Annotated in this window: 13 protein-coding genes; 10 read left to right on the top strand and 3 right to left on the bottom strand. The window is 72.5% G+C overall.

Annotated features, from left to right (window positions below; genetic code table 11):
* The 4 genes from ACIRRS_RS36710 to ACIRRS_RS36695 all read left to right on the top strand — a co-directional run.
* A partial coding sequence (locus ACIRRS_RS36710; RefSeq protein WP_132919430.1) for an acyl-CoA dehydrogenase family protein occupies positions 1 to 95 on the top strand: 95 nt, incomplete at its 5' end.
* Positions 96 to 150: 55 nt separating this feature from the next.
* A complete protein-coding gene (locus ACIRRS_RS36705) occupies positions 151 to 639 on the top strand; it encodes a GNAT family N-acetyltransferase (protein WP_402980823.1) in 489 nt (162 codons plus the stop codon).
* Positions 640 to 650: 11 nt separating this feature from the next.
* Positions 651 to 1,310, top strand: coding sequence for a class I SAM-dependent methyltransferase (locus ACIRRS_RS36700; RefSeq protein ID WP_402980820.1), 660 nt, complete (start codon positions 651 to 653; stop codon positions 1,308 to 1,310).
* Between the two features lie 64 nt (positions 1,311 to 1,374).
* Positions 1,375 to 1,869: a peptidylprolyl isomerase gene (locus ACIRRS_RS36695; protein ID WP_402980817.1), complete on the top strand. Its 495-nt coding sequence runs from the start codon at positions 1,375 to 1,377 to the stop codon at positions 1,867 to 1,869.
* Between the two features lie 95 nt (positions 1,870 to 1,964).
* Here the strand turns inward: ACIRRS_RS36695 and ACIRRS_RS36690 are convergent, their stop codons facing one another.
* Together ACIRRS_RS36690 and ACIRRS_RS36685 are read right to left on the bottom strand one after the other, a co-directional pair.
* Positions 1,965 to 2,432, bottom strand: a complete 468-nt coding sequence (locus ACIRRS_RS36690; protein ID WP_402980814.1) for a hypothetical protein — start codon at positions 2,430 to 2,432, stop codon at positions 1,965 to 1,967.
* 47 nt (positions 2,433 to 2,479) lie between these two features.
* Entirely contained in the window at positions 2,480 to 3,799 is a 1,320-nt protein-coding gene (locus ACIRRS_RS36685) for an LCP family protein (RefSeq protein ID WP_402980811.1), read from the bottom strand.
* 362 nt (positions 3,800 to 4,161) lie between these two features.
* Here ACIRRS_RS36685 and ssuE point away from each other — a divergent pair, with 362 nt between their 5' ends.
* The 6 genes from ssuE (at position 4,162) to ACIRRS_RS36655 (ending at position 12,304) form a co-directional block, all read left to right on the top strand.
* Positions 4,162 to 4,719 (top strand): NADPH-dependent FMN reductase, encoded by a 558-nt coding sequence (ssuE, locus tag ACIRRS_RS36680; protein ID WP_402980808.1) that lies wholly within the window; start codon positions 4,162 to 4,164, stop codon positions 4,717 to 4,719.
* Between the two features lie 203 nt (positions 4,720 to 4,922).
* Complete coding sequence (locus tag ACIRRS_RS36675) at positions 4,923 to 5,708, top strand: ABC transporter ATP-binding protein (protein WP_402980805.1); 786 nt, start codon at positions 4,923 to 4,925, stop codon at positions 5,706 to 5,708.
* A gap of 19 nt (positions 5,709 to 5,727) precedes the next feature.
* Positions 5,728 to 8,304: an ABC transporter permease gene (locus ACIRRS_RS36670; protein ID WP_402980802.1), complete on the top strand. Its 2,577-nt coding sequence runs from the start codon at positions 5,728 to 5,730 to the stop codon at positions 8,302 to 8,304.
* Between the two features lie 167 nt (positions 8,305 to 8,471).
* Entirely contained in the window at positions 8,472 to 10,415 is a 1,944-nt protein-coding gene (locus ACIRRS_RS36665; protein WP_402980799.1) for a hypothetical protein, read from the top strand.
* A gap of 67 nt (positions 10,416 to 10,482) precedes the next feature.
* A complete protein-coding gene (locus ACIRRS_RS36660; RefSeq protein WP_402980796.1) occupies positions 10,483 to 11,523 on the top strand; it encodes a glycosyltransferase family 2 protein in 1,041 nt (346 codons plus the stop codon).
* Positions 11,524 to 11,704: 181 nt separating this feature from the next.
* Positions 11,705 to 12,304 (top strand): acyltransferase, encoded by a 600-nt coding sequence (locus ACIRRS_RS36655; protein WP_402980793.1) that lies wholly within the window; start codon positions 11,705 to 11,707, stop codon positions 12,302 to 12,304.
* Here ACIRRS_RS36655 and ACIRRS_RS36650 read toward each other — a convergent pair whose 3' ends face one another.
* Positions 12,305 to 13,810: an LCP family protein gene (locus ACIRRS_RS36650; RefSeq protein WP_402980790.1), complete on the bottom strand. Its 1,506-nt coding sequence runs from the start codon at positions 13,808 to 13,810 to the stop codon at positions 12,305 to 12,307.
* Between the last annotated feature and the right edge of the window lie 82 nt (positions 13,811 to 13,892).

The following is a 13,892-nucleotide window of genomic DNA, read 5'->3' as shown; positions in this document are numbered from 1 at the left end:
CGGTGGAGCGGATGATGCGGGACGCGAAGATCACGCAGATCTACGAGGGCACCAACCAGGTCCAGCGCATCGTCATGGCCCGCAACCTGCCGTAAGGCCCGCGCGAAAATCACGCGACGGCGGGCGGCCGCGATTCGTAGGCTGCCCGCCATGTCCGCGCACACCCTCAGCCCCACCCTCAGCCTCGCCGAGCTCACCCCCGGGAACATCGACGCCGCCCTCGCCCTGCGGGTGCGCCCCGGCCAGGAGCACCTGGTCTCCTCGGTGGCGAAGTCCCTGGCCGAGGCGTACGTCCACGGCGAGGCGGCCTGGCCCCGGCTGATCATGGACGGCGAGCGGCCGGTCGGCTTCGTGATGGCCTTCTTCGACCTCGTCTTCTACCCCGACCGCCCCGGGGAGCGCCCCCGCTCCGGCCTGTGGCGGCTGCTGGTCGACGGGCAGGCCCAGCACGGCGGCTACGGCCGCTTCGCCGTCGAGCAGGTCTGCGCCGAGATCCGCCGCCGGGGCGGCACCCGCGCCACCGTCACCTACCACCCGGGCGACAGCGGCCCGGCCGGGTTCTACGCCCGTCTCGGCTTCCGGGAGACCGGCGAGACCAGCGGCGAACAGGCGGTGGCGGAGCTGGAGTTGGCGCCGTAAGGTCCCACCCCGTGACCACCGAGCCGGAGTTCATCACCGAGACCAGGGCGTTCTACGACGCCGTCGCCGCCGACTACACCGCCGCCTTCCGGGGCCACATGGACTCCAGTCCGGTGGACCGCGCGGTGCTGGGGATCTTCGCCGAACTCGTCCGCTCCGAGCGGCCGGACGGCAAGGTGGCCGAACTCGGCTGCGGCGCCGGCCGGGTGACCGGGTACCTGCACCGGGAGCTGGGCCTGGACGTCTCCGGGGTCGACCTCTCGCCCGGGATGGTCGAGCTGGCCCGCCGGGACCACTCCGAGGTGGAGTTCACCGTCGGATCGCTGTTCGAACTCCCGTACGGCGATGGCGGGTTGACCGGCGCGCTGGCCTGGTACTCGCTGATCCACACCCCGGCGGAGGAACTCCCACGGATCTTCGCCGAGTTCGCCCGGGTGCTCGCCCCCGGCGGCCACCTGGTGATGGCCTTCCAGGCCGGCGACGAACCGTCCCGGCAGGAGCGCCCCTGGGGCCACCCGGTGACGCTGGACTTCCGCAGGCTGCGTCCCGAGCGGGTGGAGGAGCTGTCCGAGGAGGCCGGGCTGCCGGTCACCTTCCGTTCCGTCCGCGAGCCGGAGGCCGGCGAGAAGGCCCAGCAGGCCTACCTCCTGGCCCGCAAGCCGAAGGGCTGACGGCCGACGGGCTGCGAGGCGGGGGTGGCGCGCGTGCGGCTGCCGGTCGTGCCATGATCCCTGCATGGCTTCCAACGTTTTCTTCGACATCGAGATCGACGGCGCGCCGTCGGGCCGCATCGTCTTCAAGCTCTACGACGACGTGGTTCCGAAGACCGCCCGCAACTTCCGCGAGCTGGCCACCGGCCAGAACGGCTTCGGCTACGAGGGCTCCGGCTTCCACCGTGTCATCCCGGCCTTCATGCTGCAGGGTGGTGACTTCACCAACCACAACGGCACCGGTGGCAAGAGCATCTACGGCGAGAAGTTCGCGGACGAGAACTTCCAGCTCAAGCACACCAAGCCGGGCCTGCTGTCGATGGCGAACGCCGGCCGCAACACCAACGGCTCGCAGTTCTTCATCACCACCATCGTCACCGACTGGCTGGACGGCAAGCACGTCGTCTTCGGCGAGGTCGTCGAGGGCCTGGACGTCGTCAAGCTGATCGAGTCCAAGGGCTCGCAGAGCGGCCGCACCTCGGCCAAGGTCACCATCGCCAAGTCCGGCGTGGTCGAGTAGTCACCACCCCCAGTCACCACCCCAGGGGAAAACGCGTACCGCCCCGGAGTGGGAAGTCGGCCCGGCCGACTTCCCACTCCGGGGCGGTGGCACTTCTACGGCGCGACGGCCTCGACGGGCGGCGCGTACCCCTCCCGCAGGCCGACCCGGCGCGCGGGCACCCCGGCCCAGACCTCGCCGGGCCCGGTCGAGCGGGTGAGGACCGCGTTGGCGCCCACGACCGTGCCCGCGCCGACCGTCAGCACGCCCTCCTTGCAGACCACCTTGGCGCCCGCGCACAGCACCGCGCCGTCCTCCACCACCACCCGCCGCATCCGGCTGAGCTCCTGCGGCACCCACGGGTCCGCCCGGCCGATGGTCACGCCGTTGTACAGCGTCACGCCGGCGCCCAGCGTCGTGTACGGGTGCAGCACCGTGCCGAAGCCCCGGTGGAAGACGGTGAGCCCCGGCCCGATCTCGCAGGCGGCCGGCACCTCCATCCCGTACAACGCGAGCGCCTCCTGGACCAGGCGGCCCAGGAGGCGGGTACGGCGGCGGTAGACGAGTGCGGTGACGAGTGACATCCACCCATTGTCACGTCCCGCGCACGTTACGTCACGTCATGTCAGCGTTACTTGACGTCCGGTACGGCGGTGTCGTTCCGGAAGGCGTCGAAGACGGCCTTGGACTTCGCCGGGTCCCACTGCACCGCGGACTCGCCGGTCTTCGTCCGGAAGTCCGGGTTGCCGATCGGGACGGTGAGGCTCTTGCCGTTGCCGCCGTTGACGTCCTTCATGGCGAGGAAGAGCGAGCCGAGGTCCGTCAGCCCGCAGTCGTCGTCCACGATCAGCGTGCCCAGCGCCGAGTCGACCAGCGGGTAGAAGGTGAACGGGTTCAGCAGGTTGCCCGGGGAGGCGGCCTGGTGGGCCAGCGCGCCGAGGAACTTCTGCTGGTTGCGCATCCGGCCGAGGTCCTGGTCGGCCATCTGGTGGCGCTGGCGGACGAAGGCGAGGGCCTGCTTGCCGTCCAGGGTCTGGTCGCCGGCCTTGAGGTCGAGGCCGGAGTCCTTGTCCTGGATGTCCTTGTCGATGTGCATCTCGACGCCGCCGATGGAGTCGACGATGCCGGCGAACCCGGCGAAGCCGATCTCCGCGTAGTGGTCGATGCGGATGTTGGTGTTCTTCTCGACGGTCTGCACCAGCAGGCGCCCGCCGCCGTTGTTGAAGGCCGAGTTGATCTTCGAGGTGGTGGCCTTCACGGTCTTCCCGTTGGAGGCCTTGTACTCGGGGATCGGCACCCAGGAGTCGCGCGGGACGCTCATCAGCGTGTTCCCGCCGTCCCCGATGTGCAGGATCATCATCGAGTCGCTGCGCTTGCCCTCGACGTCGTGGCCGGTGTGCATGTCGTCCATCTGCGACTCGGACAGGCCCTCGCGGCTGTCCGAGCCCACGATCAGCCAGTTGGTGCCCTTGCCCGCCGCCGGGCGGCCCGGGTAGTCGGCCAGCACGTTCTCGTGGTTGAGCTTGGAGTCCGCCCAGAACCAGGTGGACACGGAGGTCACCATCAGGGCGATCAGCACGCCGAAGACCGACCACTTCACGATCCGCCGCCGCGGCCACCGCCCCGCCGGGGCCGGACGCGCACCGGCGGGACCGCCCGGGCCGCCGCTGCCGCCCGGCCCGCCGGGGCGCCCCGGACCGCCCGGGCGCCCGTCCGGCAGCGCCGCGCCCTGCTGCCCGGCCCCCTGCTGCCCGGCCCCCTGCTGCCCGGCCCCCTGCTGGCCAGGGATGCCCGAGGGCCGCGGCGGCTCGGGCCGACGCGGTGCGGGAGCCCCCGGCCCGCGCGGGTTCAGCGAGGACGGGAGCGGCGGCTCGGCCGCCCCGCCGCCCGTACCGTTGCCGCCGTACGGGTTCCCGCCGCCGCCCTGGCGGCCCTCCTGCCACGTGTTCATGTGGTCGAGAATGCCCGACCCCCGGTGTGCCGACTCCTCCCGGGGTGCCCACCGGGCCTCTTGTAGCAGTTTTGATGCACGTACCGGATCGTTCCGCCGTAACGTCCCGACATCCCGCGTTCCGGCTGCTGAAACGATTCTTGACCGGTTCGAACACCACGTGTTTGCATCGACGGCATGGATCAGCGTTGGGCTCTCACGCGTCGGCGGCACGTCGATCTGCGTCGTGGGGTGGCCTGTTCGCTCTGTCGCGGCTGACGCGCGCTCCCCGTCGTACGTCGCTCCCCGCCCCGACACCCGGCCCGCAGCCGTCCCCGCCCCACGCTGCGCGGCGCCGCCCCGCTTCCTGCCAGAGGTGAACCATGGCCACCGTCCTGTCCGTTTCCGGCTCCCCGTCCGCCACCTCCCGAACCACCCGGCTGCTGCGCCACGTCGACGCGCAGCTCGCCGAACGCGGCCACCACGTCGTCCCGTTCGAGGCCCGCAGCCTCCCGGCGCACGCGCTGCTGTCCGGCGACTTCGGCCACCCCGAGATCGTCGCCGTCACCGAACTCTTCGCGCGGGCCGACGGCGTGGTGATCGGCACCCCCGTCTACAAGGCCGCCTACTCGGGCCTGTTGAAGGCCCTGCTGGACGTGCTCCCGCAGTACGCCCTCGAGGGCAAGGCCGTCCTGCCGCTGGCCACCGGCGGCTCGCCCGCCCACGTCCTCGCCGTCGACTACGCGCTGCGACCGGTGCTCAGCTCCATGGGTGCCGGCCACATCACCCAGGGCTGGTTCGTGCTCGACCGCCACGTGACGGCCAGGGAGGACGGCAGCACCCTCGTCGAGCGCGAGACCGACGCCCTGCTGACCCCCGTCGTCCAGGGTTTCGCCGACGCCCTGGAGCGGCTCTCCGTACCCGCACTGACCAGGGGCTGAGCCCCCGTACGGGGGGACCCCGAGACGGGCCGCGGCGACCCCTAGGGGGAGGGGCGCCGCGCCCCGTAGAACCTTGGTTGAAGCGCTTCATTCCGGCGGAGGACGAAGGCCGGGAGCTGCACTCCTAACGTGGTGGACGTGCCCGTGAGTTCCGGTGAGGAGCGCGCGGGGTGACGGGTGGGCCCACTTCCAAGGAGACTCCAGTGACGACGGCAGAAGCCGTGTACGACCCCCAGCTCCCCGGCGGAGAGTCCGCCGTCGCCGCGGCGGCCCGTCAGGTCACCAAGGCCTACGGATCGGGAGAGACCAAGGTCACCGCGCTCGACGCGGTGGACGTCGACATCCAGCGCGGGCGCTTCACCGCGATCATGGGCCCCTCGGGCTCCGGCAAGTCGACCCTGATGCACTGCCTGGCCGGCCTCGACACCGTCACCAGCGGGCGCATCTGGATCGGCGACACCGAGATCACCGGGCTCAAGGACAAGCAGCTCACCAAGCTGCGCCGGGACAAGATCGGCTTCATCTTCCAGGCGTTCAACCTGCTCCCGACCCTGAACGCGCTGGAGAACATCACGCTCCCGATGGACATCGCCGGCCGCAAGCCCGACCGGGCCTGGCTGGACCAGGTGGTGGAGACCGTCGGCCTGGCCGACCGCCTCAAGCACCGCCCGACCCAGCTCTCCGGCGGCCAGCAGCAGCGCGTGGCCGTGGCGAGAGCCCTGGCCGCCCGCCCCGAGATCATCTTCGGCGACGAGCCCACCGGCAACCTCGACTCCCGCTCCGGCGCCGAGGTGCTGACCTTCCTGCGCCGCTCGGTGGACGAACTCGGCCAGACCATCGTCATGGTGACCCACGACCCGGTCGCCGCCGGATACGCGGACCGCGTCCTGTTCCTCGCCGACGGCGTGATCGTCGACGAGATGCACGCGCCCACCGCCGACTCCGTCCTGGAGCGCATGCGCCGCTTCGACGGCAAGCGCACGAGCTGAGCGGGCGGACGACGAGACCATGCTGCTCAAGACCTCACTGCGGAGCTTCTTCGCCCACAAGGGCCGAATGGTGCTCTCCCTCATCGCCGTGGTGCTGTCGGTCGCCTTCGTGTCCGGCACGCTGGTGTTCTCCAACACCGCGACCAGCACCTTCGACAAGCTCTTCGCCGCCACCGCCTCCGACGTCTCCGTCCAGCCGCCCAAGCCGTCCGAGGACGACGAGTCGGGCCAGCAGGCGGCCGTCAAGCCGCCGACCGTGCCGATCGCGGTCGAGAAGCAACTGGCCGGGATATCCGGGGTGAAGAGCGCCCTCGGCCAGGTCTCGGTGGACAACGCCGTCCTGGTCAACCCGGCCACCAACAAGCTGGTCGGCCCGACCACCGGCGCGCCGACCCTGGTCGGCAACTGGACGGACACCCCGCGCAACCCGACGAGGCTCACCTCCGGACACCTCCCGCAGGGCCCGGACGACCTGGTGCTGGACGCCGACACCGCCAAGAAGGCCAAGCTCAACCTCGGCGACAAGGTGCGGGTCGAGAACCCCGTCGGCAAGCACGACTTCACCCTCGCCGGCATCGTCACCTTCACCACCACCAACCCCGGTGCGGCGCTGGCCTTCACCGACACCGCGACCGCCCAGACGGAACTGCTCGGCGAGCAGGCGTTCACCTCCGTCGAGCTGTTCGGCGACGGCAGCCGCACCAACGACCAGATCAAGGCCGACGTGCTGGCCAAGCTCGGCGGCGGCTTCCAGGCCAAGACCGCGGCCGAGCAGAAGGACGAGAACAGCAAGGCCGTCGGCCAGGGCCTCGACTTCATGACGTACGCGATGCTCGGCTTCGCCTTCGTCTCCGCGATCGTCGGCATCTTCCTGATCGTCAACACCTTCTCGATGCTGGTCGCCCAGCGCACCCGGGAGATCGGCCTGCTGCGCGCCGTCGGCGGCAGCCGCAGCCAGGTCAACCGCTCGGTGCTGGTCGAGGCGCTGATCCTGGGCGTGCTCGGCTCGACCATCGGCATCGGGGTCGGCCTGGGCGTGGCCGTCGGCCTGGTCGCCCTGATGAACGCCATCGGGATGGACCTCAAGGCGGCCGACCTGCAGATCGGGCCGGACGTCTTCGTCGCCGGGTACGCGCTCGGCATCGTCGTCACCGTGGTCGCCGCGTGGTTCCCGGCCCGCCGGGCGAGCAGGATCGCGCCGATCGAGGCCCTGCGGGACCACGGGACCCCGGCGGACGGCCGCGCCAACCTGATCCGTTCGATCGTCGGCCTGGTGCTGACGGCGGGCGGCGGCGCGGTGCTGGTGCTCGGCGCGAAGGCCGAGAAGGCCGCCGAGGGCGGCAAGATGCTGGGCCTGGGCGTGGTGCTCACCCTGGTCGGCTTCGTGGTGCTCGGCCCGCTGCTGGCCTCGGCCGTGATCCGGGTGCTCGGCTCGGTGCTGCCGGCGCTGTTCGGCCCGTCCGGCAAGCTCGCCCAGCGCAACGCGATGCGCAATCCGCGCCGCACCGGCGCCACCGCCGCCGCGCTGATGATCGGCCTGGCCCTGGTCATCGCCGCCTCGGTGTTCAGCTCCTCGGCGGTCACCTCGACCAGCGCGCAGATCGACAAGTCGGTGGGCGTGGACTACATCATCTCCGGCGGTCGCACCGCGATCACCCCCGAGATGATGGAGACGGTCCGGAAGACCCCGGGCATCGACCACATCACCACCCAGGAGTTCTTCTTCGCCTCCAAGCTCGTGCTGCCGGACGGCCAGAAGGTCAAGAACGAGCTGACCGCCGTTCCCCCGACCTTCTTCGGCACCGACTTCCGCCCGACCACCACCGCCGGCTCGGCGGACGCGGTGGGGCGCGGCACGATCGGCATCGGCGAGGTCTTCGCCAAGGACCACAACCTCAAGGTCGGCGACCAGGTCACCGTCGACTACGGCAAGGGCCACACCCAGAGCCTGGCGGTGGGCGCGGTCTTCCAGAAGGGCGGGCTGTACGGCTCGGGCTCCTTCGTCGACCTGGAGACCATGGGCAAGGTCGTCCCGGCCGCCGACCGGCCGCCGGTGTGGACCTTCTTCGCCAAGGCCTCGCCCGGCACCGACGTCGCCAAGACGCTGACCGCGCTGGAGGACGGCCTCAAGGAGTACCCGCAGCTCAACATCAAGGACCAGGCCGGCTACAAGGAGCTGGTGCAGGGCCAGATCAACACCCTGCTCTACCTGATCTACGGGCTGGTCACGCTGTCGATCATCGTCGCGGTGCTCGGCGTGGTGAACACGCTGGCGCTGTCGGTGGTCGAGCGCACCCGGGAGATCGGCCTGCTGCGGGCGATCGGGCTCTCCCGCCGCCAGCTGCGCCGGATGATCCGGCTGGAGTCCGTGGTGATCGCGCTCTTCGGAGCCGTCCTGGGCACCGGGCTCGGCCTGGCCTGGGGCGTCACCGCCCAGCGGGTGCTGCGGGACCAGGGCCTCGGGACGCTGTCCGTCCCGGTCGTCACGGTGGGGCTGACGCTGGTCGCCTCGGTGGTGATCGGCCTGCTGGCCGCGCTGATCCCGGCCTTCCGGGCCGGGCGGATGAACGTCCTCGCGGCGATCGCGACGGACTGACCCGGCCTCAGGGGGAAGCCGGGTACGGGGGAGCCCATGGGGGCCGACGGGGGAGTCACGGGGGATCCCACGGCGGTAACGGGGGGAACGGGGGCCGTCGGGGCCGGGTGCCGAGCGCACCCGGCCCCGCGGTGCTTCCCTTGCGCCGCCGCTGAGATGATCGTCCGATGTACTCCCCGGACGCTCCGTCGCTGCCCAGCGCCGCGCCCTTCACCGCCTCCTCCGCCGACCGCTGGCGCGCCGCCCGTACGGCCTGGCGGCTGGACAGCCGGTGGCTCGCGCTGGTGCCCGTCGGCGTCCTGATCCTCGCCGCCTCCCTGGAGCCGGACACCCCCGGCGTCTGCAACGAGCAGGGCCTCTGCCACGAGGGCTGGGGCGAGACCCTCGCGATCTGGACGGTGCTCGCCGAGACCGTCCTGCTGCTCCTCAAGCCCCGCGTCCGCGCCCTCGTCCCGCCGGTCGCGCTGGCGCTGCTCTGGTACGCCCCGAACGGGCTCGTCCACCCGCTCGCCCGCTGGTCCACCGTGCTGGTCCACGTGCTGCTGACCGCCCTGCTGGCCGCCGCCGAACTCGGCCGCCGCAGGGCCCGCCAGCAGCTCGACGAGATCATGAACCCGCCCGTGGACTTCCCCTGGACGGCGGCCGGCCCGCCCTGGCCGCTCAACCCCCCGGGCCCGCCCCCGGTCGGGCGGCGCCTGCTCGGCGGCCTGCTGCTGGCGGGGGCCGTGGCGCTTCCTCTCTACGGCCTGTGGGAGCAGCACCAGTGGGACGCCGTCGGCGAGCGGTCCGTCCGCGTCACCGGCACGGCGGGGGAGAGCGACGCCGAGGGCGTCCTCACCGTCCGCTACCAGCCGCCCGGCGGCGGGGACACGCGCACCGCGAAGCTCGACCTCTGGTGGGCCGACCGCCCCCAGCCCGGCCAGGGCGTCCCGCTGCTGCTGGACGGCGAGCACGTGCGCGCCGAGGGCGAGGAGTACGACCTGTCGGAGCAGCTGGCCTTCGGCGGCCTGCTCGCCCTGCCCGCCCTGGTGCTGCTCGGCTCCGCCCTCGTCCACGACACCCGCCGCCACCGGCCCGCCTTCGAGGGCGCCGCCCCCGCCCTGGCCGTCCGGCTGCGCGCCGACTCCCGGGGCGGCCTGCTGGTCCTGCCCGTGGACGCCCCGCCGACGGCGCGCCCGCTGTGGCGGCTCGCCGAACGCGACCGCTTCTACTGGGCGCACGAGGGACTGCCGGACGATCCCGAGCCGCGCTGGGTCCTCGAACACCCCGACATCGAGGGGGACGAGACGGACTACCCGGAGGAGCCGGAGCCGTCCCCCGCCGCCGCGCCCACCGCCTCCGACACCGACCGCACGGTCCCGGCCGTGCTCTACCGGGGCCCCGACGGCATCGACCCCCAACTCCTCCTCCGCCCCGCCCTGGTGCAGGGCGACCCGCTCTGGGTCGCCTCCGTGGTCGCCCCCGTGGCCCGCGCCCCGCGCGTGGAACGCGCCGTCCGCAAGCGCCGCGAACGCGAGGAGTCCGTCGCCCGGATCAGCGCCCGCACGGTGGCCGCCGCCCCCGCCCCCGGCGCCGAACCGCTGCCCGCCCTGCGCTGGGAACTGCCCCTGCCCGTACGGGTCCTGGGCGGCCCGCTCGCCGCCGCGGCCGTCGCCGCCCTCTCCGTGCTGCTCGGCGGCGACGGCCTCTGGGAGGGGCTGCTGCGCCCGCTCTGGCTCGGCACCATGGTCGTCGCCGCCTGCGCCCGCGCCTGCTCCTGGCAGCTGGTCGCCGACCGGGACGGCCTGCGGGTGGCCACCTCGCTGCGGGTGCGGCGCTACCAGTGGCGCCAGGTCGGCGCGGCCGCCGTCCACAAGGGCTCGCTGACCGTGCGGCTGCGCACGGGCGACGACCTCACCGTCAACACCCGGCTGATGGCCGCGCTGGCCGGCCACTTCGGCGAGCGCTTCGACGCGGTACGGCTGGCGCGGACCGTCGCCGTCGCCGCCCACCGCCCCGACCTGCGCCCCGCCGAGGCCCTGCCGGACCGGTTGGGCCGCCCGCAGAACCTCGTCAACAAGCTGGTGCTGGGCGCCTACGCGGTGTTCACCGTCGCCCACTACCTGCTGTGAGCAGCGCCTCCAGCCCGTCGGGCCCGGATGCGACGCCGGGCCCCGGGCACCGGTACGGTTGGGCGCGATGAACACCAAGGCTGCTGAGGAGCTGCCGGCGGTCTCCGTGATCATGCCGGTGCTCAACGAGGAACGACACCTGCGCACCGCCGTCCGGCGCATCCTGGAGCAGGACTACCCCGGCGAGCTGGAGGTGGTGATCGCCCTCGGCCCGTCCGGCGACCGCACCGACGAGATCGCCGCCGAGCTGGTCGCCGAGGACAGCCGGGTCAAGACCGTGCCCAACCCCACCGGCCGCACCCCCGCCGCCCTCAACGCGGCGATCAAGGGCTCCAGCCACCCGATAGTGGTGCGCGTGGACGGCCACGGCCTGCTCACCCCCGGGTACATCGACACCGCCGTGCGGCTGCTCACCGAGATGGAGGCCGCCAACGTCGGCGGCATCATGCACGCCGAGGGCGAGACGGAGTGGGAGAACGCCGTCGCCGCCGCGATGACCTCCAAGATCGGCGTCGGCAACGCGGCCTTCCACACCGGCGGCCTGGCCGGCCCGGCCGACACCGTGTACCTGGGCGTCTTCCGCCGTGAGGTGCTGGAGAAGCTCGGCGGCTACAACGAGGAGTTCGTCCGCGCCCAGGACTGGGAGCTGAACTACCGCATCCGCCAGGACGGCGGCCTGATCTGGTTCACCCCGCAGCTCAAGGTGACCTACCGGCCCCGGCCCTCGGTGCGGGCGCTCGCCAAGCAGTACAAGGACTACGGCCGTTGGCGCCGGGTCGTGACCCGCTACCACCGTGGCTCGGTCAACCTGCGCTACCTCGCCCCGCCGGCCGCCTTCCTCGGCGTGACCCTGGGCCTGGTGCTGGGCGCGGCCGTCCACCCGGTGTTCTTCGCCGCGCCCGGCGCGTACCTGCTGGGCATCCTCGGCGGCTCGGTGGTCGAGGGCCGGGGCCTGTCCGCCAAGGCGAAGGCCCTGCTGCCGGTGGCGCTGGCCACCATGCACCTGAGCTGGGGCTTCGGCTTCCTCACCTCGCCGCGCTCGCTGGCCCGCAAGGTGATCGCCAGCACCGCCCCGACGTCCAAGGACGTGCTCTCCCAGGCGCGTTGATGCCCAGGGCCTGTCTCTTGGACCCTTGCCGGGCGTGCGACGCCTGGGCACGCACCTCGCCGCGTTGTCGTCGGTCGCCAATGCTCCGCATGGGCTCCCTCCTCCGCCTTGCGATGCACGCACCCAGACGCCGCACGCTGATCCGACAAAATCCAAGAGACAGGCCCTAAGGTCCGTCCCCATGGACTCCTCAGCAGCCAGGATCGAGCCGAGCGCCGATGTGGACGAACGGGCCGCGATCGGCGCCGGGACGACGGTCTGGCACCTCGCCCAGGTCCGTGAGCACGCCGTGGTCGGCGCCGACTGCGTGATCGGCCGCGGCGCGTACGTCGGCCCGGGCGTGCGGATCGGGGACAGGGTCAAGGTGCAGAACCACGCGCTGGTGTACGAGCCGGCCGTGGTCGAGGACGGGGTGTTCATCGGCCCGGCCGTCGTCCTCACCAACGACCGCAACCCCCGCGCCGTGACTCCGGACGGGCGGCTCAAGACCGAACTCGACTGGCACGCCGCTGGAGTGACGCTCCGTCAGGGCTGCTCGATCGGGGCCCGCGCGGTGCTGGTCGCCGGGGTGACGGTCGGCCGCTGGGCGCTGGTCGCGGCGGGCGCGGTGGTCTCCCGGGACGTCCCCGACTTCGCCCTGGTCGCCGGGGTCCCGGCCCGCCGGATCGGCTGGGTCGGCCGCGCCGGCGAGCGCCTGGAGCCCGCCGGCGAGGGCCGCTGGGCCTGCCCCCGCACCGGCGAGCGCTACCGCGAGGACGGCTCAACGCTCGTGCGGGAGTAGCTACTTGGCGCAGACGTCCACGTCGTCCGCCTGCACCCGCTGGAGGTCCTTGGGTGCGGCCGTCGGCGGCTGTTGCGCGCCCGGGCCCGCGTCGAGCGCGTCCTTGCCGAGCACCAGCACCAGCGCGTCCTTGGGGTCGGCCTTCGGGTCCGCCTCGGCCGCGCCGCCCGGCAGCCCGAGGGCGGCGGCGAGCGCGGCGGCCTCGGCCTCCCGGCCGGCCGGGTAGGAGACGGTGGTGGTCGCGGCCGCCGGGGCGTCGCTCGCCACCGTGGCCTTGGTGAAGCCCTTGGCGCGGAGCTTCTCCACCGTCGGGGTGGACTGTCCGCGCGTCCCGCTGCCGTTGCGCACCGTCACCCGGACGTCCTTCGGGTCCACCGAAGGGGTGGTGGCGGTCGGCGCACCGGTGGCGGCCGGTGCGGGCGGTGCGGCCGTCTCCGTCAGCGAGAGGTCGCCCGCGATCATCGCGAACAGCTGCCCCGCGTCCGGCTGTTTGAGTATCAGCCGGTCCTCGTCCCGGGGGTCGTCGAGGACGGGCACGGTGGCGAAGGTGATGTTCTTGGTGTCCACCTTGCTGATGTCCAGCGCCAGGTCCTTGAGCTTGTCGACGCTGCCGATCCCGGAGTCCACGGTGAGCGCCTTGGTGGCGGCGTCGGCGAGCTTGTAGAGCTTGGACGGGCTGGTCAGGGTGTCGTCGCTCTTGATCTTGCGGATCATCGAGCTGATGAACTGCTGCTGGAGCGGGATGCGGGTGAGGTCCCCGCCGAAGCCCACCGCGTGCCGGGTGCGGACGAAGGCCAGTGCCTCGTCCCCCTGGACCACGTGCCGGCCCTTGGTCATCTTCAGGTGCGAGTCCTTGTCGTCGATGTCCTTGGCCGCGCACACCTCGACCCCGCCGACGGCCGTCGAAAGCGTCTTCACGGCCTCGAAGTTGACCTCCACGAAGTGGTCGACCCGGATGCCGGTGACCTTCTCGACGGTCTTCCAGGCGCAGCCCGGGTCGCGGCCGGACTGCCCGAGGCTGTTGTTGAACATGTCCCGCGCCGTGCCGGGGATCTTCTTCTTCCCGTCCGCCGACTGGCACTCCGGGATCGGCACCATCAGGTCGCGCGGGATGCTCATCACCGTCGCGTTGGAGCGGTCCTTGGCGACGTGGAACAGCAGTGTGGTGTCCGCGTGCCCCGCGCTGCCCGCGTCGCCGTACTCGCGGCCGAGGCCCTCGCGGCTGTCGGTGCCCAGGACCAGGATGTTCAGCGCGTCCCCGGCGGCCTTGGGGCGCTCCTCCTCGCGGCCGACGTCGACCTTGACCGAGGTCAGGTTGTTGTTGAAGTGCTGGTAGAGGTAGACCGCCCCGCCGCAGCCGGCGACCAGCACCAGCGCGCCCGTCCCGGCCGTCCACTTGAGCGCCCGGCGGCGTCTCGCCCGCCGTGCGGCGGCGGCCGCCCGGCGCCGGCTGTCCCGGCGGCCCGTTCCGCTGCCCTGGCCGGTTTCCGGTATGTCCTGCTGCACGCGGTTCCCTACGTCCGGTCCGGTCACGGGGCGGGCCCGCGGTGGCGGCACGCCGATTCGGACACACTAGACGAGCCGCGCG

This window comes from Kitasatospora sp. NPDC101183 (genome assembly GCF_044767945.1).
GTDB lineage: Bacteria > Actinomycetota > Actinomycetes > Streptomycetales > Streptomycetaceae > Kitasatospora.
This window is presented reverse-complemented; position numbering and strand designations above follow the sequence as displayed.

Coding starts and splice junctions, on each gene's coding strand:
- ACIRRS_RS36695 (WP_402980817.1), top strand. CDS start 1,375: ATGGCTTCCAACGTTTTCTTCGACATCGAGATCGACGGCGCGCCGTCG.
- ACIRRS_RS36690 (WP_402980814.1), bottom strand. CDS start 2,432: ATGTCACTCGTCACCGCACTCGTCTACCGCCGCCGTACCCGCCTCCTG.
- ACIRRS_RS36655 (WP_402980793.1), top strand. CDS start 11,705: ATGGACTCCTCAGCAGCCAGGATCGAGCCGAGCGCCGATGTGGACGAA.
- ACIRRS_RS36670 (WP_402980802.1), top strand. CDS start 5,728: ATGCTGCTCAAGACCTCACTGCGGAGCTTCTTCGCCCACAAGGGCCGA.
- ACIRRS_RS36660 (WP_402980796.1), top strand. CDS start 10,483: ATGAACACCAAGGCTGCTGAGGAGCTGCCGGCGGTCTCCGTGATCATG.
- ACIRRS_RS36685 (WP_402980811.1), bottom strand. CDS start 3,799: ATGAACACGTGGCAGGAGGGCCGCCAGGGCGGCGGCGGGAACCCGTAC.
- ACIRRS_RS36665 (WP_402980799.1), top strand. CDS start 8,472: ATGTACTCCCCGGACGCTCCGTCGCTGCCCAGCGCCGCGCCCTTCACC.
- ACIRRS_RS36705 (WP_402980823.1), top strand. CDS start 151: ATGTCCGCGCACACCCTCAGCCCCACCCTCAGCCTCGCCGAGCTCACC.
- ssuE (WP_402980808.1), top strand. CDS start 4,162: ATGGCCACCGTCCTGTCCGTTTCCGGCTCCCCGTCCGCCACCTCCCGA.